This window comes from Halobellus salinus (assembly GCF_014646875.1).
GTDB lineage: Archaea > Halobacteriota > Halobacteria > Halobacteriales > Haloferacaceae > Haloquadratum > Haloquadratum salinum.
In genome coordinates this window covers 1-20760 of the sequence record NZ_BMOC01000028.1, presented here as the reverse complement: position 1 = coordinate 20760, position 20760 = coordinate 1, and the positions used below count along the sequence as shown (strand labels likewise).

Below are 20760 nucleotides of genomic sequence, written 5' to 3'. Positions count from 1 at the left end.
GGGTGTCAAGGAATCCAAATCCACACAGGGAACGGTTACGTGAACAGGTTCAATCGGGTGAGTTCGCCCTTGACCGCCACTAAACTAGAACGGATGGTCTCTTCACAGGAGATACGCTTGGTGGCGCCTCGCTGCTCCTCGGGGCGGCGCTCCTCCCTGTCTTGGTACTCCGGCGCCACGGAATGAATCGGTCTACCAACGAAGTAAACGGTGACCAGATCATCGCCGACAAGATCACCGAGGCTGCTGCGCAGGGCAACCGGATGGTCGCAGTCATCGGGGCCGATCATCTAAACGGCATCGCCAAGAAGCTTCCTGAGGAGATCGCTCTAGAAAAACGGACACCCGCCGACGGCATGTACTCGTGGCAGCACGCCACGGAAATCGCAACCCCAGCCTTCACGGCAGTCAGTGTGCTGTTCGTTCTGTATTTGATGATCCTCGACCTGTTCTGAGGGATACTGCTTCTGGCCTAAGCTCAGCGAGTTTTTTTCAATGATCCTTCTCGGCCGTAGTACCCATTGGAGAGTGGTCTGTAGAGGATGGTGCTGACACACTACAACAGATCGTCGTTGGGAAAATTTCATCACGCGATTTTGAACGAATAGGAAAACAGACCCGTTTCTACAACTACTCGGCCCGATCTGTTGTCCCTACTAACTGAAGCCGCCGATACTTGATGATCTGCGTCTGGTGAATCGGCTGCGCGAAGTACTAATTTTCACCGCCCACTGTGGACTGCAGCTAGAGGGGACGTCAGACCGGCAGGCCGATGCGATGGTGGGTCAGACAGCCGAAGCAAGAATATTTCTCCCAAGGCTAATATATTTGTGTCCACGAGACTATGTATGACCGACGACCGCCCCGCCGACGTGAACGAGCGCGTCACCGAGGAGTGGAAGGTGGACACCAGTCCCGGCGAGCGCGTTCGCACCGTAATGAAGCGGACGTACGATCCCCAGTCAGTCGCCACTATCGCCGAGCGTGCGCTGACCTCGGAGACGACCGCACGCAAGCATCTAACGGTCCTTGCTGAGGATGGCTTCGTCGAGGCGGTCTCCCCGCCGGACGAGCGTGGAACGTGGTACAAACGCGCCCCGCGCTCGGTCGTGCTTGAACGCGCCCAGCAGATACTCGATTCGGTCGACGTCGAAATGCTGTCGGCACGCGTTACGGAGCTTCGTGAGACAGTCCGGGAGTTCGAGGAGCAGACCGGCGCGGAATCTCCACGTGATGCAGCCATCGCTGACGCAGCGTTAGACGCGGCGACGATGACAGAGTGGCAGACGGCACGTCGGAATCTGAAACTCGCGCGGGCCGCCCTCGCGCTCGCAGACGCAACCGAGGCCGTCGAGGACGACACCGGCTCTGGCGACCGCAGCGAGCCAGCAGGTCTCACCGGGTGACACGATGGAGGACGCCGAGTCGCACTCGCTGCGAGGAGCCATCGACGCCGGTGTCCTCCACGATTTTCGCTCCGAGTTCGAACGCCTCGAACCCCTCGCGAGTGGGTCGCTGGACGACCCGGTGAGTCCCAGCGAACTGCGTCTCCAGCTTGACGATGGCATCGGCGAGGCAACGACTGCGGCTATGACCGTCCGGTGGTCGGTGCAAGAGGACTACAACGTTCACTACAGCGACGATACGGATCGGAACCTCCGATGGGACGTTCACCCCCACGAGTACACCGCTCCTGACGGGGACGGCCACTACCACCCACCCCCGAATGCGTCGAGCGATGATGGCGACGTCGAAGCGTCCTGTATCAGAGTGACGGAGCTTGTCCTCGTCGCACGTGCCGTCCACCAGTTGTGGCGGGCTAGCTACGACAGCGAGACTACCGACCCGCTTAATGACGCGACCAACTCACCGTAGGCGCGGCCGCCGTATCCTGCCACTGGCGAACGATTTCTACGAAACAGTGTCGATCTGATGGCTACGGAAATCCGAGACGCGTATCGGATTCCGTACTGCTGGCACAGGTCAGGAGACGCGTTTGACGACTACTCGGCCCGGGGCCCTTGATGACCGTCTGATCCTTCTCTAACTTCGGAATATCCCTCCGTTGGTTCCGGGACGCAGGGAACTCTTTAATCAAGCTGGGCAAGCGCTTCAAGATCCCGGCTGATGACGCCCTTGTCTTCGTCAGGTTGGCGTGCGAGTCCCCGGACCGACTCCGGCTCTTCCATATTGATGGCCGAAATATGAGTGAGAAAATAGATTCGATTCCGATTGATAGTCAATTCTCAAAAGCTCAGCCTATCGGAATATCTCCAGCTGTGACGATGCTTATTTGACGACAATGTGTGTGTTATCGGATAATGGTGGAAGTCCTTCTCGCAATTGGGATTATTGCGTCTATTTTCGTGGGGTTCAATATTGGGGGGTCATCGACTGGAATCGCGTGGGGGCCGCCCGTCGGTGCTGGTATCGTCATCAAGACAACCGCGGCGGGGCTTATGACGTTTTTTGTCTTCCTCGGTGGTTGGACAGTCGGACGGAACGTGATGGACACACTGAGCGGAGGGATCATCACGACCGAGCTCACGCTCTCGGCGGGTGTCGCCGTCCTCTTTTTTATCGGGTTGGGTATCCTCGCTGCCAATATCTTCGGCGTCCCCGTTCCAACCTCGATGACAACCGTCGGTGCGATAGCCGGTCTCGGGTTGGCGACAGATTCGCTCAATTACGCAACGGTGACGGAAATCCTTTCATATTGGATCGTGACACCGTTTGTTGGTTTCTGGATTGGCGGTATTATCGGACGGTACATCTATCCGAAGGTTAACCAACGGGTGCAGATTGAAAAATCAGACGGCCCGTTGTTGACAATTCATCGGACAGGGGCGGTTCCGAAGCCAACGTTTGGCCCAAACACGACGTGGTCAGAACTCAGTGGGACGGCAGTTGTACTCATCCTCGGTTGCTATATGGCGTTCAGTGCAGGGGCGAGTAACGTACCAAACGCCGCTGCACCACTGGTCGGGGGCGTCGGCGGAGTGAAACCAAACGTTGCAATCCTCATCGCCACGCTTGCAATTGGGGTTGGCGGATTCACTATCGCTCGCCGAACGATGGAATCCGTGGGGAGTGAACTGAGCAATATTCCCCTGCTTGCGGCTCTCTTTGTTATGTTCACCGCATCAACGATCACGACACTGCTCTCGTGGATTGGCATCCCAATCAGTCTCGTGCTGGCAACGGTTATGACGATTGTTGGGATTGGGTGGGGCCGTGCAACCCGCCCGGTCACCGTTCGTGAAGCCATTACTCGAGATACAGGAGATCCCACGATCGTTTCCGGGGCGATCACCGCCGAAGGAATAGAAGGTAAATCCGCTGCACCAATCGGTGGAGACGAACCTGAAGAAATGGTTGATGCGGGGGATCTCTTCAATCCCAGGGCAATTATCAAATACCTCTCGATGTGGATTATCGGGCCGTCGATATCGACGATTCTGGCCTACGGATTCTTTCTCTTTATTCCGGGTGTCGCCTGAAGAAGACACTTAGGTAGGTGGATAACATCGCTTGAGATATGGCCTCACGAATTCTCGTTCCGATGGATGACTCCAAGCTCGCCGGGCAGGCTCTCGAATACGCACTCGACAACTTTTCAGACGCCGATGTGACCGTTATACACGTCGTTGGCGTCCCGTCATCGCTAATGGGTGAGGCAGCGGGACTCGCCCTCGAAGACAATATTGAGGAAGCCGCCGCTGAACGTGCCGAACCTGCCTTCGAACGTGCTCGGGAGATAGCAAACGAACGTGATCGAGAGATCGATACAATCGTTGGCGTCGGCCATCCCGCCCGGAATATCGTTGGTCGTGCCGAGAACTACGATACGATTGTACTCGGTGCACACGGGGCAGACCGGAGTCGTATGGTACGTCGGTTCCTCGTCGGAAACGTGGCCGAGACTGTCTCGAAGCGAGCTCCGATTCCCGTGATAATTGTTCGCTGAGTACAACGCCGCAGCTCCCGTGGTACCAGAAGTACTGAGGTACTGATTATTGGGGTATTCGCCCTTTTGAAATCCTCTGTATCAGAGACAACGTAGTATGAAGCAGCCGTTGGCTGAAGAGGGCGAACTACTCGATAGTATTCGGTTCAAAATCTTGGCCCATCCCGCCGAAGATAATTTCTACGACGGTGTCACCACAGGCGTCGGCGCGGCCACGGCGCTGCGGGAGATGGCGGATACGGACATCCAACACCTGATCTGATCGCGTCCCGGGTTCGCTGCCCGTTTCGGCGGTCACACCAACCGCGGTGAGCGCGAGCGAGCCATCACAGTACGCTGCCGCACCCGGCCTGGACAGGGTCGACACAGCTGCCGTGTGCAGCAGCGAACGGGCTGGGCCCGGCCGGGGCCGCTGCGCTTTAGACGACCGAGCCGGACAGTCAGGTTGTATGTCGGAGTTCGTCAGCCCAGTCGTCGGGGGAAGCGACAGCGCAACCGCCTATCGGTTCCTGGATACGACCGCGTACATCCGTGTGAGCGGGGAACAGACGGGAGCGCGGCTTTCGGTGGTCGAGATGCACCTCCGAGCGGGCCACGCCCCGCCGATGCACGTGCACGAGACTGCGGACGAAACGATCCACGTCGTCGACGGCGCTGTGACCGCTCACACGGCGGAGGACGAACGCTCGGTACCGGCGGGCGAGACGGTTGTGCTACCGCGCGGGGAAGCACACAGCCTCGTTGCGGACGAGGAGTCGGTGATCATCACCTCGACGACGCCTGCCGGGTTCGCCGAGTTTGTGACTGCCGTCGGCGAGCCGGTCGAGACCGAGGAGGTCCCATCAACGCCACCCTCCGAGGAGGCCATCGCACGAGTGAACAGGTTTGCCGAGGACCACGGAATCGAGATCGTGGGCCCGCCGCCGGCAGAGTCGTGAGAGAACGGTCGACAGCACCGACCCGCCGGAGCAACTAGCACACGTTCGTGTGGTCCGGGTGGCGTTTAGTCGGACCACGCAGGTTATCAGCGGGGTCTCTCCTCGCTGCACCGAAGACAGAGGGCCTCGAGGGTGTGAGAGTCCGGTGAGCAGTGTGTTCGGTCGTCACGTCACCCCTGCCGCACCCCGAGCTGCTGTGCCGTCGGAAGCTGCCATCCGAGCGCCACCGCGGCTAGTCGCGTTGCCACCGTCACAGTGGCGCACAGAAGCGCGGCTGTCCCGGAAGCAACACCGACTACGCCTGCCGCCCAGTATGCCGATCCGCCGAGGACAGCGCAGCTCGCGTAGAACCCGTCGAAGAGCACGAATGGAGCCCGGTCAAGCAGAATATCCGCGAGGATACCCCCACCGACCGCGTTGATGGTCGCGATTGCAACGACTCCGAAAGCAGAGACGCCAGCCTGTGTGGCGACGATTGCACCGGTCGTTGCGAAGGCCGCGAGTCCGACCGCGTCCGCACCGACTGTGACCGGGTGCGTGTCCGGGGTCGACAGCACGACACTGAGGACAACCGCGAGCCCGACGCCGCCCAGTCCCAGGCCGATCTCGGTCGTCGACTGAAGCACCAACGGGATCCGAGATACGAGGAGGTCGCGGGTTGCACCCCCCGCGAATGCCATCGCGAGCCCGACGGTGGCGATTCCGAGGAGGTCGAACTCCTCTCGGATGGCTTTCGATGCGCCGACGAGCGCGAACGCCACCAGACCAACCGCGTTCAGTATCGCGAACGGACTGCTGAGGAGGCTTATACTAGGTAGCAAACTCACTACCCGGACTACGGGCGTGAGCGTCTTGAGTGGCTCGAACGCCAACGGATCGACCTGTGCTCACCGGCCGAGTCGTAGGCGCTGACACCGTGTATCCCCAGCCCGAGCCCGACGTACGTGTCGGGGTCTCACTCTGTCGACGAGCCGTCCTCGGTGTGGCTCAGTCCGAGCCGCGAGGCGTACCGCTGTCGGTTCTTCTTGATCAACGCAAAGCGTCGTTGGAGGCTGTCGCTGACCTTGTTCTGGAAGATGATCCGGTAGTTGGTGTCGTTGATCCCCCACCCGACCGACTGCGTCGACGGCGTATCGGTCTTCAGGATCAAACCGATCTCGTCGTCACGAAGGTTTTCGCAGAACGATGCGGCCTTGCACGCCTCTTCTTTCTGCAGGCCGTCCTCGCGGAGTGTTGTGACGTGGCTGTGGTGAGCGTCCCGGCCGATCACGAGCGGTGCGTCGCCCGCCCGCAGCCGCCGGCGGAACTTCCGCCTGATCGAGTCGTGGGCGTCGTCGATGCCGCTGTGCACCATCTCCTCGTGGGCGGACCGACAGACCCGCAACCGGGTGTCGGACAGCTTCGTGATAGATTCCAGCGCTGTCCAGACACCCGTCTGAACGGTGCAGAAGATCCGATCGTCGGTCAGGAGGGCGTTCTCGAGCCCGCCACCACCGCCCACCGTGGGGAGATAATGCGGGCCGAGTCGACGGTCGATTGCGCGCTGTAGGTGCGTCGTCCACGCGTCGACGGCATCAGCGGATGCTGGCGTCTCCGCGGCCGCCACCGCGAGGGCGTCGTCACTCAGGGGTTGGCTTGCCGCTGTGTGGATCCAGGGTGACTCGTCGGCCATTGTCGCACCTCAGGGGGAGTGCCCCGGTATTGATGGCTCGTAGTTTAGCCTACCTGGTACTAAATGGGTGGGGTTCGTCTCGCACGGTCGACAACAGAGCCGTGTGCTTCACTCCCATCAGCATCGTCGGCGCCCGGTTGCGGGTGTCACAGCGGTCTCAGTCTGATGGCAACGACGTGGTGAGGCGGTGCCGTGTCCAGAGGCCGGTCCGGAAGCGCTCGACGAGGTCGTCGACGTGCGCTCCGCACCCAAGCACCGCAACAGCCCCGTCTGTGACCGGCACGACGGGATGCTGCGACCGGTGCGTGCTATGACGGCACCCCGGGCACTGTACGCCGCCGGCCGGTCGGTGGTCCAAGACCCTCGCGGTGTCTTCGGTCGTCAGTCCGCACACCTCGCTGAACTGCTCTTTGTGGTCGGCGCAGCCGACGACGGGGATGGTAAGCTGATCGACCAGCAGAAACGAGACCGTGGCGCGGCCTGGCGACTCGAGTGCAGCCCGACACGCAGAACAGCGAATCTCCTGTGTGCCGGGTGCGGGGCTCGCAAACCGCTCGTCGTCGTTGGCATCACTCATCTTCGAGGTATCAAGGGTTCGTGCGGGAGGCATATAGGTCGCAGGCGTCCGCGGTGCCACACAGCGGGGTACGTCTTAGTCACCCCGGTACGGCGGCAGCCCCGCCGACTGCCAGCTGACAGCAACCGTCCCACCGCCGACCGGCGCAGCCCACACGATGCGCACATCGTCAACTGTCGACCCGGCGGGAATCGCGTACGGAATGTAGCCCCTGTGCTTGCGCTCGGGCTGTAACGTGGTGGCGACGTACGGCTGTCCCTGGTAGATCGGCTGTTCGGTGAGTGCCGTGCGGTCGTACGGCGTGTCGCTCGGAAACAGGGTAAAATCGTCGGCTGCCGGCGCCGTCGTCGCATCGTCGGTAGGGTTCGCCACCTCGATAGGGACGAAGGCCCACTGCTCGCCGGGATCGGCGCGTTCCTGGTCGATCCCGTCTGGGGTCACGTAGGAGTACGTCTGCCGTAGTTCCGGTGCACCGACCCGAAGCTGATAGCCGGGTGGGACCTGGTACGCACGATCCCACGCTAGTGTGGCCGGCCGTGTCCGGATTGTCGTCGCGGGTGCCGAGGCGCCGAACCGGAAGGTGTACCGACCGAGGTAGTCAAGATCGTACACCGGCGACGTTACCGTCACCGTCTCACCGGGGGCGATTGCGCCGAGTTCCTGCCGTGGTCCCGTCCGCCGGGTGTCGCTCGGACGTGTCACCGACGGCGACGCGCCGAACGCGGCCGCCCGTCCACCGGTGTTGGTGACGGTCACGGTGATGGTGACCGTCTGACCGACTTCGACGTTCGTCGGGTGCTCGTAGGCGATCCTGAACTCGGCCGGCGGCGGGGTCGCTGTCGCGGTCGGTGTTGCCGGAGGCGTCGCGGTCGTGACATCCGTGTCGCTCTCGGGGTCTCGGCCATTGCAGCCGGCGCCCACCGCCGCCCCGATGAGCGCCAACAGCGCCCGTCTGTCGAGCCGCTCTCTCACACCGGGAGGGAGGCGCCGCTGCCTGGTTAAGTTGGTGTCACAGGAGCAGTTCGACACCGAGCCGTTGGCGCCGGCTGAGTACGGTTGCGGTGAGCAGCGCACGTGGCTATGCGATTGGACCGCTCACGCCGCGAGTGGCAGCGGTGGTTGCGCAAGCGAGTTAATCGTCAGCGAAAGACGTACGATCTGTAAGGCACAGAAACCGTGTATAGACGACGTATGACCTGGTATCTGGAGCACATTTGGCCCCCCGACAAACCCGCACCCGATCAGCCCCGTCGGTCGTCCTTCCGTGTGCTGGTCGTGACCTGGATATCGAGTTTGTCGGTACCGCGGATCCACTCGATGTACCCACGCAGCCTGTCCGACCGGCGTAGGCTGTCGATTGTGTCGTAGTCCGCTCTGAGTTCGTCGTTAGTGAAGACGGCGTGGATCTGGTCGTGACAGGGTCGACATAGCTGTACGGTCGGACTCGTGGCTCGCTCCTCAGGACGGAGGTGATGGTCCTGAACAACCTGTGGGTCCTCGATCTGCTCGTCGGGGATTACCCGCCGACACAGCGCACACGTTGTCGGCATCGGTTGTGAGAAAACACACGCAAGACAAAACGGTTCTGACCGGTCAGGTAGTGAAGCCGTGTACCAAAACCAGTACGGTACAGGTATGACCCAGTCCGGTTAGTTCCCACCTCGCCAGGCCAGCGAGTTCTCGTTGAGGGCAACAACGGCGGGTTTCCCCTCGGTAAGCATCCTGTCCGCGATGGCAATCGCTGCCTCCAGTTCGGCCTGCGACAGGTGCTTGTAGGCCGGGCGGCCCGCAACGTGGTCGTACCACACGTCGTCGAACAGATTGTCGAGCACGACACGGGCGAAGCAGTGATCGGCGTGGATCGGCCAGTCGCCGCTGGCCCGTGCCTGGGCTGGTAACGCCCGGTGGACTTTCCGGTCGTACTCCGTACGCAGATCCGAGATATCTGTGCCGTCGAACGTCCGTTGCCCCATACAGAGCGGTCGGTCTGGACCGGGTTGAGTCTGTCCGATCACCCCGACCCGGCGTGCCAGGCGGGGTCGCCGGCCGTCTCACCCACCAGAACGGATAGCTGTGAGTCTGGGGAACCGCCCACCGCCCAGCACGGGTGCGGTGCCGGACACTGGACGTGCGGAGGATGTCACTGAGGACGTACAGCGGGGTTTACCCAACCGCCCCGCCGGCGGTCCGGATTGATGAGTCCCGCAGGGTCATCACGTTGCCGCCGCGCCGTCGTACCATCGTCAGGTATTGTGGCGTGACGCTCAAACTCCAAGCGTGCCGTCGACCGGCGGGATCGCGCGGGTCACGGCGGCCGAACTGCTACGCGGTCCAGCCTACACACGGTGGGTCTACCTCGGCACACGGATGTGCCACTACCGAATTAAAAAAACGCAGGGTGTAGCGGCTTCGTCGTCGCCCAACCTACTCGTCGCCGCCGTCAGTGACGATCCGGACGTCCTCGGCTTCCTCCATCTCACCGAATCCCGGATCCTCGGACTCCGCCAACTCCTCGTCGTCTGCCTCTTCGACGCGGTCGTGCGTTCGGTCGGTCGAACGTCGGTATGAGTGACACATAGTACCATACTAAGTGATCATATACAAACATATAAACCTTGCTTCGATCAAGATGCCGTATCTCTCTTGTACGGGCGACCGCCGCTGCGTCGCTGTCTCGGCACTCTGGTCGGCGCGTGATATTTATCCACACATCAGCATTAACAGGGATGCCTCCGGTCGCCGTTGTAACCGCAGCCGACTGCCCCCGCGAACCCCGCGCTCTCGCCGCAGAGGGCCATAAACAGGCTATTCGGACCCACGGGTGCGCACAATCGCTAGATCTCGTCTGAACCCGTGCCCACCGCGCACCGGCGGCGGCGCTCGCAACGCTGTCCGCTGAGCGACAGGACGGCAGCCCGACGCAGAGCGATATGCGGAGTGCTCACCGTGGGGAGAGACTCACAGCTCGCCGTAGCCCGCCTTCTCGCGGAGCGTCGTGACGCGATCGCGGATCTCCGCCATCTCCTCGCTTTCCTGTTTGGAATCGACGTGGCTGTACATCAGACCCATCCGGTGGTTCGACCGGAGTTCGTCCTCGTTCCGGTCGAGAAAGTCCCAGTACAGGGCGTTGAACGGACACGCCTTGTTCCCCGTGTCCTTGGTCTTGTAGTAGTAGCAGTCGCCGCAGTAGTCGCTCATCTTGTCGATGTAGTTCGCCGAGGAGACGTACGGTTTTGTTGCGAACACGCCGTCACCGTACTGCCCCATCTCGACGACGTTCGGGGTCGTGACCCAGTGGTAGGCGTCGACGTACGTGGCGTTGAACCACTCGTTTAGTTGCTTCGGTTCGACCCCCCACAGCGTCGCGAAGTTCGCCAGGACCATCAGCCGCTGAATGTGGTGCGAGTAGCCTCGCTGCCGAACGTCCTCGACGGTCTGTCTGAGACATTCCATATTGGTTTCCCCGGTCCAGTAGAACTCGGGCAGGCTGTGTGGCGCGTCCAGTTGATTTGCGTCGCTCAGCCTCGGCATCGAGTGTCGGTACACGTGCCGCATAAACTCGCGCCACCCGATCAGCTGTCGGAGCACACCCTCAGCCGAATTGAGCGGGATGTCGGTGCGGTCGTAATACGCCTGTTCGATCTCCTGCACCGCCTCCCAGGGGTGGAGCAGGCCGAGGTTGATCGAGGACCCGAGCAGCGCGTGTGCCATCGCCCAGTCGTCGCTCCGCATCGCGTCTTGATACGGACCGAACTCCGGCAGGCGGGTTTCGACGAAGTGTGTGAGCTTTCGTAGCGCCTGCGCTCTGGTCACCGGCCAGACGAACCCGTCTTCCTCACCCCACACGTCGAACTCCTCGGACACCCACTCGCTCGTCTCGGTGGTCAGGTCGTCGTGGTCGGGGTGATACACCGGTGGTGACTCCCACCCGTCGGGCGGGAACTCCTGATTGTCGCCGTCGTAGTTCCACTCACCGCCCTCGGGGTTGCCATCGTCGGTCATCAGCACGCCGGTCTGGCGGCGCATCCACCGGTAAAACGTCTCGTGTCTGAACGGCTGTTTGTCGGTGGCGTTCGCCCACCGGTCGAACGCCTCTCGTGTCCCGACGAACAGCTCATTCTGGACGACAGCAAGCTGTCCGCCGGCGTCTCGCACCAGCTCCTCGAACCTCTCGGCGCTGCGATGGCTCGGCGACCGCATCAGAACGACCTCGTCGTCGGGGTGGTCCGCGAAGTACTCCGACAGCGCGTCGCCGAACGAGTCTGCTTTGATGTATGTGACCGCGTAGCCGCGCTCGCGGAGTTCGTCCCTGAAGTGACGCATCCCGCTGAACACGAGTGTCAGTTTGTCGTGGTGATACGGTTTCCGCCGGGCGAAGTCGTGGGCCTCGATCATCAGAACCCGTGACCCTTCTGGGGCCCGCCCGATCGGGCCCGCGTCGGGGTGCAGGTGCGTCCCCAACACCCACGGAACCCGGGTTAGGTCGTCCAAGCTGTACGTCTGCGTTTCCCCGACAACTGGTGTCACCAATGTACTCCGTTCAGGTGCCTCTGTCAATTAACAATATCGTCTGTCAGCGGCAGCGACAACGACGGCGCCCGGCCGGGAGGCGCCACACGGGGCGGCGAGCGGAGCGTCGAGCCTGCGCTCCGTGGGGGCCAGTCGCCGGGGCTGCGGGGCGACCGTACCGGCGAGGTCACACAGTATCAACTCATCCTACACTAACGTGCCGAACCGGTCGGGCGGCCGGCGGTGGTCGGTCGCCTGCTCGAAGGCGTACGCGAGCGCGATCAGCCGCGGCTCCGCGAACGGCCGCCCTAGCAGTTCGATTCCGACCGGGAGCCCGTGGTCGGTGAAGCCGGCCGGGACGGTGATCGCCGGCAGCCCGGTGTGGGCGGCGAGTTCACACCGCATCTCCACGAACGGCTGGTGATCCGGAATCGCAACCGGCGGGACCGCAGACGGCGGGTACGCGAGTGCGTCGAGATTGGTCTCGACCAGCCGCGCGACGGTCGCCTCCCGGCACCGCCGCCGGCGGTCGAGGCTCCGGAGGTAGCCGACGTTCTCTGCCTGCTCGAGGCTGTCGAGGATGTCGCTCTCGCGGATGCGTTCGGCCACCGCCGGTGCGACCTCGCCTGACCCGACGATCTCGGCCAGCGAGTCGTACGGAAGGTCTGCGTCCAGCCCCGCGAGGTAGGCGTCGAAGTCGCGGCTGAACTCGTACCTCAGCACGCGCGCGCCAGCCAGCACGTCGGCGTCGACAACTTCGACAGGGTCAACGATCGTCGCCCCCGCGGCGGCCATCTCATCGAGCGCCTCCTCGACGGCGGCCGTCACGCGTTCGGCGGCGGCTGCGGGCGCGCTCGCTGGACTGCTGCGCCCGAAGAACTCGCGGACGACGCCGATCCGGGCGCCCTCAAGCGCGTCGGGGTCGAGGTGGGCGGTGTACCCGTTCTCTGGGATACTGTCGGCTCCGGTGGCTGTGACCGGATCCGCGGGGTCGTAGCCGGCGATGACATCCAGTATCCGCGCTGCGTCGGCGACCGTCCGGGTGATCGGGCCGACGGTGTCCTGTGTTGACGAGAGGGGAACGAGCCCGCGCCGGCTGACCAGCCCGCGGGACGGTCGGAGCCCGACCAAGTCGTTGAACGCGGCCGGCGAGCGGACGGAGGAGCAGGTGTCCGAGCCCATCCCGACCGCCCCGAGGTTTGCGGCGATCGCCGCCGCGGTCCCGCCGCTGGAGCCGGCGGGCCGCCGGCCCAGGTCGTAGGCGTTCCGCGTCGCACCGCCCAGCGAACTGATCGTGTCGACGCCGAACGCGAACTCCTGGAGGTTGGCCTTCGCGACGATCACACCGCCGGCCGCCCGGAGTCGGTCGACAACGAACGCGTCCTCGTCGGGGACCGACCCCGAGAGTGCCGTCGATCCCGCCGTGGTCGGCAGATCGTGTGTGTCCATGTTGTCCTTGAGAACCACCGGGACGCCGTGAAGCGGGCCGACGAGCCCCTCGGCGGCAAACCGCTCGTCGAGCCGCTCGGCCCGCTTGCGGGCCGTGTCGTTGAACGTCAGGATGGCGTTCAGGTCGTCGTCGTACGCCTCGATCCGGGCAAGATAGCGGTCGACGAGCGCCGCGGCTGTGCGCTCTCCCGCCTCAAAAGCCGCGTGGATCTCCGCGACGGTCGCCTCGACGATGTCGAACCCGTCGCCGGTGGCCGGTGGCATACACGCTCGGTTCCGGCCTGTCCATTTAGTTCCTCACGCCGAGAGCGTCGCCGTCGCGGTCTTCGCGTGCGGGAACCGATCCCCCGCACTACGCCGAGGCGCCGGCCGACGCATCGCCGACACTGATCAGAAACCCGATGGCACGGAGCCTGTCGGCCAGCGGTGCGCCGATGGCCGACGCGGGTGTGAGAACGCCACCGTCGAGGGGTGAGTCGGTATCGCCTCTGAGGAGGGCCATACCTGACTCACCGAGCATCCGCGCGGTGGCACCGTAACCGGGGTCTATATCGGCGCCCACGGTGGCCTCGACAGTGAACTGGCCGTCCGTGCCGGTGCCTCGCCCCAGAATCCGGACAGTGAAGCTGCCATCCATCGCCGCTGCTCGTGTCGGGCCCTCCCCGGGGTCCGGAAAGACGTACTCCCGGATGCCGTCTCTGAGCGTATCGATGCCCATCGCGGTTTTGAATCCGGACAGGCTCGTGGCGATGAGGGCGGCCTCGGCCGCGCCACGGACGCCCGAGCCGGTCGGAACGACCTCCGTGCAGCGGAACTCCCGTCCCCAGGGATAGTTCAGCAGTGCGTTGCTCCGCCGGACGATGCGTTCGTTGACCGGTGCCATCGGTGACGGTGCTGTCCAGCCCGGGCCCAGCCGGTCGCGCTGCGGGCTGGTCTGTTCGCCCGGGTCGACGCCGTCGCGTTCACCCGGTGGAGCCAGTGAGTAAGGGTTTTCCAGCGTTTGTTTGGCGATCGGGTCGGTCGAGGCCGCCTCGAAGAGTTCGCCGAAACTGGCCAACGTTCCGCCGCTGACGCTTCCGTCGCCGTCCGCGAGATAGATCTGGACAACATCGCAGGGACTACCGTAGGTTTCGGTCGCGTACGACTGGGCGAGTATGGTGCCGAGGTCGGCGGGGACGGAGTCGAACCCGCAACTGTGGACGATCCGCGTATCGGCCGCAACAGCCGCATCGTGGTACCGGTCAACGGTCTCGCGGACCCAGTTCACCTCGCCAGTCAGGTCACAGTAATCCGTACCGGCATCGATACACGCCTCGACCAGCGGTGTCCCGTACGTCGTGTATGGCCCGACTGTCGTGCAGACGACGCTCGTCTGCTCGACGACCTCACGGAGCGTGTCGATCTGTGTGGCGTCGCCGACGACGGTCGGCAGTTCGTCCCAGCCGTCGTAGCGGTCGGTGAACGTCGCCGCCACCCCTTCGAGCCTGTCTGGGTCCCGCCCGCCGAGCGCGACAGAGAGCTGACTCGACGTGTACTGATCGACGAGGTAATCCGCGAGAAGACCGCCAGCGACACCGGTTGCTCCCCACACGACGATGTCGTACGGTCGTTTTGTGCCGGTCATTACAGTAGGGTCGGTCCCAGCACTCAAGAAACGTCCACCTTCTACCCGAAGATCATACGACCTCCGATATCGTGTACACGCCAACGCCTGCGACCCCGGCTGCTTCGACACCATCCGGAGGAGTATCTCGCGCGACCGGTCGCGTGTTGACATCCTCCCCGCGCTAACGCGCGAGGATTCCACGAGGTGGAGTTTGCGGTTCCGTGTTTCCTCGGGGTTCAAGAACGCTTTCGCGTGACCCGTCAACGGTAGCCGTCCAATTATGACCGAGGACGTGCATTGCAACGGATACAGCCCTGTCAACAGGGCCTTCCCATCCAGACGCGCTGGACGCTTCAACGGGAATACCGAGTCCCTCAACGGTCGGGTATTCAGCCGACTGGGTACCGCCAGTCGCGTCTCCGTGAAGAGGACGTGGCGGAGTAGGTCTGGTTTTGTTACCCACCACGGTCACTGGTCGAAGACCAGATGACGGTGAAACCGTCGTGACGTGGGTGGGGAAGACCATCATCATATAGTATGGTTGAACCCGATTTAAATTACCGTTTCAAACTCAGATGAACATCGTCAGTGGATTGCGTCATCAATTGTCGGATTCATCCCCGCGCTAAAGCACGGGGCTTTCTCCTCGATTCTCCGTAACCAGGCGGTACAGTTATGTGATAGTATAACGAATTTTTATGATGGTGGTATGAATGACCACACCAGAGACGGACGGCGGGCGGACCCAAGCGTTCGACCGAGATAGCCCTCAACCCACTCGGGTTTGGTGGTGTTTCGAGGGGGTTCTAGGGGCGGGCATCGCCGGGGCCATCATCGTGTTTTCGTATTCGATGCTTGCCGACCTGACAGCAGTACTCGGGCTGCTGTCCTCGACGGCAATCGCGTTCCTCGTGATCCTCGCGTGGGTCTCCGTGTGGAGCATCATCGCAGCCACTCGAAACCACGTCCAGAGAACCCCGGAAGCAATACACCGTTGATACCCTAGTCGCGAGGGGTAAGGTTTCAGCGGGGATCGCGGCGTCTAACTTCGGAGGGCCTGCCCGCCAGCTGAGTGTGATTCACGAGCACCTGGTCAAGCGGCACGGGTGGGTCAGTGATGCACGGTTCCTCAACGAATTGAACTTCACGATGCTGCTTCGGGGGCCCGAAGCTCACTAACTGGCTGTCTGTCTCGGCTGGCTACTCCACGGGACCCGCGGCGGAATCGTCGGCGGTACCCTGTTCGTCCTACCGAGGTCCGTCTTGATGCTCCTGTTTTAGACTGAGATGCCGTACTTCGATTCCAAGTGACCTACTGCGGTGCGGCGTCCGCAACCCATAGAGGATCGCTACGAGTCCCAGAATGCTGTGATCCGCTGACCGAGATCGGTAAGGATGGTTGCGAGTACGTCCCGCCAGTCTTCGGAATAGTCGGCATCCTCGCCGGGAGTCGACGCGTCTGGTGGTGAATGGAAATGTGCGCGGGTGTTATCATCATTCGGGTGCCGGTCCCATCGACATTCCCATTCGTTGCCGGTCCGGTACTGCTCAGAGTAGTGGATGCTGAAATCGTCGGTCTCGAACCAGCGGATCCGCAGATACGCACGGCTGACGCCGCCTAGAAAGTATCCGAGGTCGTAGTCAGCAACGAGTGCGTTCGGTGCGTATTCGGGCCGTGTTTGGATCTCGCCGAACCGCTCGGTGCGGGCGAGGTGTGCGGCGATCTGGTCGAGCATTTCTGTATCGGTAGGACCACGATCGGGTGGGTCAGTCGTGTCCTCAGGCATCGACTGGCCCAGGCCTGCTACCGGAGACTAGATTGCTCCGGCGTGCTACGTCAAGGAGTGCGGCGCGCCGTTCCAGTGTTTCCCACTCGGAGAGCGCTTCCCAGGCTGCTTCGGTGGACAGATTCTGCTCTTTGGTCGCGTCGACGAGGGATACCTCATCCGGGTGCGTTGCATCAAACTGCGTTCTGTAGTTTTCGATCCGTTCGAGCGTATCGCTGAGGGCATCAACAATCTCCTGCTCGGAGTATTCTTTGCGGATCCGGTCGATACGCCGCCACTGGAACTACGCGTCGTTGCGTTCGTACCGGACTGGGCGGCCGTCGTGCCGCTGAGCCATCCCCATTTCGTCGAACCACTTGAGGTAGTCTCGTGCTGTTTCGGTGTCGCAATCGGCACGCTCGGCGATCGTCGAGACCTTCGTCGGCGTGCGAAGTCCGACGACAACGTCGAGAAGTCGCTCTCGAGTTGATCCACCTTTGAGGACTGTGTCCGGCGATTCTAATGCGTTGAGCTCAGGCGGTGACTTCTCACCGTCGTATGCATCGTCGGGGATGTCCGTGAGGTCCATACTGTAATCTCCGTACGATAGCTTACCAAACACAGCGATCTATATCTGTGGTAAGCTAAATTATTTCTACACGAACCGAACAAGATGCCGACTGGAGTGTCTCGACTTGGTCTGTGGTCATCCAGGCCGTGGCACGAATTTTGGAGTTTGCGGATTCACTCATCCCAACGACTATTCTATATCTACGGATTTGTCATCGTTCAGTTCAGCAGATTACTGTTCGACGAGCATTTACCTCACCGATACGGTGAAGTTGAGTCAGCATAACAGTTGGAGAGAGTAAAATATTATCTAACTAACAGGACTCTAAAATTATGTCTGAATTATGATCTTTTTCTACTAGAAGACGTATTTCATCAAGCGAAGAGTAAAAATTGATTGTGTCACAAAGTCCTCTAGAGTTCAGTAGCAACTGACTCCTCTAACGAAGTGGTCGCTTCTGGTGTCCAACCGATGGAGCAACCTATGCACGTCACAATCAACGGCGGTTCACGATTAGCATCGACGAGGACAAAACGGTACCGTTAGCCACGCTTGCCGAGTTCGTTACCGATCAGAACGTCGAGTTTGTACTGCTCGAATCGATGGTCTGGCGCCTGAGCGCGGGCCGCGTTGAGGCGCTCTGTGGCAAGAAACAGGCTACTGGCGACCGTGACCGTCGCTTCCAACGAGCTGGTACCGACACAGGCACAGCCGTCACAACCGCCAGTGAACACGAATTCGAACTTCACTACGTCGAAGATACCGCCGCTGACCACGACAAACCCAGCTACTTCCGGCCCGTTGAAGGTGTTCTCAGCTTCGACGGGCAAAACCGCTATCAGCAAGACATTGCCGCCAGGAGCGTTGATCTCGCCACCTCGCTCAGCTATTGTGATGATGCTGACCAGACTTTAGACCGCTTTGCGACGCGACCAATCAGTTGGTCGGACTTTCAAGAGACACGCGCTCAAAGAACGGGACCGGTTCTCGAAACCCTGGAAGATGTTTCAGATAAGAATAAATTATACGAATAATAAACCGCTCCTGAATTCCTGACTCCCCGCGACGAAGTCCTCAAAGCCGGATCTGATACTCTCACGCCGGGTTTAAATACTCATAATAAGACAGGTTCTGACGTGAATCGCAGAAGCCTGTTGGGTGCATTGGCTGTCAGTTCAGTCACGGGGTGTCTTCGACTCACAGAACCACAGGGCCAGAACAACACTGCACGCGCCGAGGAAACGACTCGGGAACCGACTCCAAAGCCCACCGTGGTCGGGCTCGAAGAACGCTGGGACCACGAGGACGCTGGCCTCGGTGTCAATTTCAGCCCAGATTTGGTTCAGGCGGATGGCGACAGGGTGTTTGCGTTCGGACCGCAAACGGCGCTGCTCGATCCCGCTGTGCCGACGCCAATTAACACGGTGGATATCTCCGCTGGCGTCGACGGTGGTGTGAACGAGGTTTCCGACGCTATCGTCGACGAAGACGCCTGTTACCTCGGGGCGATAGGCGAAACGCCGTTAATCGTCCAGACCGACCGGATGGCCAGCGAAGTACAGGGATCGGTCCAGCTATCCTCAGAACTAGAGAGAGTCACCGAGATGGTACTTCAGGATGAGTTGCTGTTCGTGGCGGCTGGGGCTAGCCGAACGAGCAATCGGGGACAACTAGTGGTTGGCGATACGAATACGGGAGAGCAGGTATTCGAATACACGTGGTCTGATAACTATCTCGACTCGCTTGCGGTCTCCGATGAGACGGTGTTTTTGGGTGTCCAGAGCACTGACCCAGTGGTAAACGCTTATTCCATCGCCGATCAGGAGATGTTCCGGACCGACCAGCGGTTCGGGTTCGACGGCGTGTACAACGTCAACGTCGTCGATGGTGTTCTGTACACGGCTTCGACCGGGTTGGTAGCCAGAGACGCTGCCACCCACGAGGTCATCTACGAGCAGGAGCTGCCGACTATCCCACAACTCCCGCCAGTCGTCCACGACGGGCAGGTGTACGCTATGACGACAGCGGGCGTGCGAGCGTTTGACTCGGAGACCGGTGCCGAACAGTGGTCCGTCCGGACGACCGATGCGGTCATCTATCCGCCGGCATTCAGCGGACGGCTCGCGTTTGTCGCCGATATCAGTAATATCATTTATTCCATCGACATCGAAACCGGTGAGATTCTCTACGAGACCGAGCGGTTCGAGTCCTCTGTCGACGATCTCGAAACAATCAAGGAACAATTGATGACAGTGATGGACGGTTTCCGAGCGTTTACTGTTCAGTATGACGAATAAAAAAACCGCGCCGTGTATGGGACCGATAGGTGTGAAACCGTGACTGAGACAGTACTATCACGTCGCCGCTACCTCGCCGGTGTCACTGGTGGTGTCGCCACGATGAGTGGGTGTCTTCGGTTCTCCGATCCCGCCGAAACCCCAGACGAGCGGACAACGACCGCTGGTGAGGCAGAAACGAGGACAGCCAGCAGACCCACAGACACGGCGACTCCAGACGCGGATATCCTATATCAGGAGGGATTCGAAGGGACACCGATCGGGGAGCTACCGGAAAAATGGGCGTACCATACCGGGCAGGAAGCGCGCGTTGTTTCGGAGATATCGGCAGACGGCAACAAGTCACTCAGACTCCGTGGCAAGTCGGGTGGCTGTAACGAATCGGTTGCCAGGCGACCGATCCCACTCCGAGACGAGGTTCGATTGACCCTCGCAGTCAAAGTCACGTCGTCAGGGTCAATAGGCTGTCACGATTCGAGACAAGCGCGCATTATGGTTCGGACGAAAGCGACGGGAGAGATCTATCCTGGAAACAGTCTCGAACTCCTGACGTTTACACCAGCGGGTGACTGTGTCGCTCGTGGCCGCTCGCTGGGTAAGTATACCGAAGACGAGTGGACAACGGTGACCGTTGACTATCGCCGGGAGAGCCAGCGAGTCGTCCAAGCGTACTCGATCAATGGAACAGAGCAGGCGACTATCGAGCGAGAGCCTGAACCGTACGAGAACCGATTAAGCGCACTCGCACTGGAGAGCGCTGAGTTCACCAATTACTGGGACAAAATACAGGTTACCGAACTCCCGTAGCTTGCGATGTTAGAGTTCCACCCTCAGTCCGAGAGATGATCCATCAGCGTCGCCATTGGATCCCTTGGGGGGCCCGTGATTCCTATCTCCTGCCGCGGCGGTACCAACTATTGTCGCTAATCTGCAATCCCGCCTGGGGAGTTGTCTTCGTGTCGCCAAAGCTCGCAGTACCATTGGTGACGCCAGTGACCCTAATACTGGCCCCTACTATCTACGACTACGTCATTCTGTTTCAATTAGTGGGACTGTTCGGGTGGGCTGTCGTCGGATACTGGTACTACAGCGAATGTCCACTCGTTTTGACGGCTCTACTCGTAACCATCCCACTGATAGCATCCATCCACTCAGCAGGTGCATTTTGGGCAATCTTCCAGCCGACCACTAACTTCGGTGTTACTCAAAAGGTTCCACTTGTCGATGTCGAGGATAGCAGGATTGCCGAGGGTGCTGTCACTGCGAGAGATACCTACTTCGAACAGACCACTGAGGAAACCAAGCCCGTCAAACCCCGATAGTCTTAGGACCCATCCAACCATCCGTTCTAGTTTAACGCCTCAATCGACTGCTGTCTACTGATTCGATATCGTCGCAACTACCCGAT

The 20760-nt window shown here is 61.1% G+C and carries 22 protein-coding genes and 3 pseudogenes; 13 read left to right on the top strand and 12 right to left on the bottom strand.

What is annotated here, in order from left to right; genetic code table 11:
• The first annotated feature begins 182 nt into the window (after positions 1–182).
• The 7 genes and pseudogenes from IEX72_RS14385 to IEX72_RS14355 all read left to right on the top strand — a co-directional run bounded on the left by IEX72_RS14385 (position 183) and on the right by IEX72_RS14355 (position 4905).
• Entirely contained in the window at positions 183–455 is a 273-nt protein-coding gene (locus tag IEX72_RS14385) for a hypothetical protein (protein WP_188788557.1), read from the top strand.
• 393 nt (positions 456–848) lie between these two features.
• Positions 849–1406: a DUF7342 family protein gene (locus IEX72_RS14380; RefSeq protein ID WP_229663856.1), complete on the top strand. Its 558-nt coding sequence runs from the start codon at positions 849–851 to the stop codon at positions 1404–1406.
• Positions 1407–1410: 4 nt separating this feature from the next.
• Positions 1411–1875 (top strand): hypothetical protein, encoded by a 465-nt coding sequence (locus tag IEX72_RS14375; protein ID WP_188788555.1) that lies wholly within the window; start codon positions 1411–1413, stop codon positions 1873–1875.
• Positions 1876–2321: 446 nt separating this feature from the next.
• Positions 2322–3500 carry an inorganic phosphate transporter gene (locus tag IEX72_RS14370; protein WP_188788553.1) on the top strand — a complete coding sequence of 393 codons (1179 nt, stop codon included), beginning with the start codon at positions 2322–2324 and terminating at the stop codon, positions 3498–3500.
• A gap of 38 nt (positions 3501–3538) precedes the next feature.
• Entirely contained in the window at positions 3539–3967 is a 429-nt protein-coding gene (locus IEX72_RS14365) for a universal stress protein (protein ID WP_188788551.1), read from the top strand.
• Between the two features lie 169 nt (positions 3968–4136).
• A pseudogene (locus IEX72_RS15680) lies at positions 4137–4229 on the top strand (DsrE/DsrF/DrsH-like family protein); the annotation flags it as partial.
• A 187-nt stretch (positions 4230–4416) separates the two neighbouring features.
• Positions 4417–4905, top strand: coding sequence for a cupin domain-containing protein (locus IEX72_RS14355; protein WP_188788549.1), 489 nt, complete (start codon positions 4417–4419; stop codon positions 4903–4905).
• A gap of 170 nt (positions 4906–5075) precedes the next feature.
• On the opposite strand, the gene IEX72_RS14350 is transcribed toward IEX72_RS14355, so the two are convergent.
• The 10 genes from IEX72_RS14350 to IEX72_RS14305 form a co-directional block, all read right to left on the bottom strand.
• A complete protein-coding gene (locus IEX72_RS14350) occupies positions 5076–5732 on the bottom strand; it encodes a trimeric intracellular cation channel family protein (protein WP_188788547.1) in 657 nt (218 codons plus the stop codon).
• 128 nt (positions 5733–5860) lie between these two features.
• The gene (locus IEX72_RS14345; protein WP_188788545.1) at positions 5861–6577 is read right to left on the bottom strand and encodes a hypothetical protein; all 717 of its coding nucleotides are present in this window, start codon (positions 6575–6577) and stop codon (positions 5861–5863) included.
• Between the two features lie 157 nt (positions 6578–6734).
• Positions 6735–7154 (bottom strand): hypothetical protein, encoded by a 420-nt coding sequence (locus tag IEX72_RS14340; RefSeq protein WP_188788543.1) that lies wholly within the window; start codon positions 7152–7154, stop codon positions 6735–6737.
• Positions 7155–7229: 75 nt separating this feature from the next.
• Positions 7230–8126, bottom strand: coding sequence for a hypothetical protein (locus IEX72_RS14335; protein WP_188788541.1), 897 nt, complete (start codon positions 8124–8126; stop codon positions 7230–7232).
• 269 nt (positions 8127–8395) lie between these two features.
• Positions 8396–8704 (bottom strand): hypothetical protein, encoded by a 309-nt coding sequence (locus tag IEX72_RS14330; RefSeq protein WP_188788539.1) that lies wholly within the window; start codon positions 8702–8704, stop codon positions 8396–8398.
• A 99-nt stretch (positions 8705–8803) separates the two neighbouring features.
• Complete coding sequence (locus IEX72_RS14325; protein ID WP_188788537.1) at positions 8804–9127, bottom strand: hypothetical protein; 324 nt, start codon at positions 9125–9127, stop codon at positions 8804–8806.
• Between the two features lie 451 nt (positions 9128–9578).
• A complete protein-coding gene (locus IEX72_RS14320) occupies positions 9579–9731 on the bottom strand; it encodes a hypothetical protein (protein ID WP_188788535.1) in 153 nt (50 codons plus the stop codon).
• 381 nt (positions 9732–10112) lie between these two features.
• Positions 10113–11684 carry a cryptochrome/photolyase family protein gene (locus IEX72_RS14315; protein WP_188788532.1) on the bottom strand — a complete coding sequence of 524 codons (1572 nt, stop codon included), beginning with the start codon at positions 11682–11684 and terminating at the stop codon, positions 10113–10115.
• 186 nt (positions 11685–11870) lie between these two features.
• A complete protein-coding gene (locus IEX72_RS14310; RefSeq protein ID WP_188788530.1) occupies positions 11871–13376 on the bottom strand; it encodes an amidase in 1506 nt (501 codons plus the stop codon).
• Positions 13377–13464: 88 nt separating this feature from the next.
• Positions 13465–14736: a saccharopine dehydrogenase family protein gene (locus tag IEX72_RS14305; RefSeq protein WP_188788529.1), complete on the bottom strand. Its 1272-nt coding sequence runs from the start codon at positions 14734–14736 to the stop codon at positions 13465–13467.
• A gap of 695 nt (positions 14737–15431) precedes the next feature.
• Between IEX72_RS14305 and IEX72_RS14300 the strand changes: the two genes are divergently transcribed.
• Complete coding sequence (locus IEX72_RS14300; protein WP_188788527.1) at positions 15432–15716, top strand: hypothetical protein; 285 nt, start codon at positions 15432–15434, stop codon at positions 15714–15716.
• 34 nt (positions 15717–15750) lie between these two features.
• Positions 15751–15897 (top strand): chromate transporter, encoded by a 147-nt coding sequence (locus tag IEX72_RS15615; RefSeq protein WP_394354615.1) that lies wholly within the window; start codon positions 15751–15753, stop codon positions 15895–15897.
• A 170-nt stretch (positions 15898–16067) separates the two neighbouring features.
• Here the strand turns inward: IEX72_RS15615 and IEX72_RS14295 are convergent, their stop codons facing one another.
• Both IEX72_RS14295 and IEX72_RS15610 read right to left on the bottom strand, forming a co-directional pair.
• Positions 16068–16505: a hypothetical protein gene (locus IEX72_RS14295; RefSeq protein ID WP_188788524.1), complete on the bottom strand. Its 438-nt coding sequence runs from the start codon at positions 16503–16505 to the stop codon at positions 16068–16070.
• Positions 16498–17073, bottom strand: a pseudogene (locus IEX72_RS15610) (DUF7342 family protein). The gene IEX72_RS14295 and the pseudogene IEX72_RS15610 overlap by 8 nt, the downstream one beginning before the upstream one ends.
• Positions 17074–17538: 465 nt before the next feature.
• On the opposite strand from IEX72_RS15610, the pseudogene IEX72_RS14285 reads away from it, so the two are divergent.
• From IEX72_RS14285 to IEX72_RS14270, 4 genes and pseudogenes are all read left to right on the top strand, one after another.
• Positions 17539–17960, top strand: a pseudogene (locus tag IEX72_RS14285) (ISH6 family transposase); the annotation flags it as partial.
• A gap of 366 nt (positions 17961–18326) precedes the next feature.
• Positions 18327–19352 carry an outer membrane protein assembly factor BamB family protein gene (locus tag IEX72_RS14280; protein ID WP_188788522.1) on the top strand — a complete coding sequence of 342 codons (1026 nt, stop codon included), beginning with the start codon at positions 18327–18329 and terminating at the stop codon, positions 19350–19352.
• 39 nt (positions 19353–19391) lie between these two features.
• Complete coding sequence (locus IEX72_RS14275) at positions 19392–20159, top strand: hypothetical protein (protein WP_188788520.1); 768 nt, start codon at positions 19392–19394, stop codon at positions 20157–20159.
• 149 nt (positions 20160–20308) lie between these two features.
• Complete coding sequence (locus tag IEX72_RS14270) at positions 20309–20674, top strand: hypothetical protein (RefSeq protein ID WP_188788518.1); 366 nt, start codon at positions 20309–20311, stop codon at positions 20672–20674.
• The last annotated feature ends 86 nt before the right edge of the window (positions 20675–20760 follow it).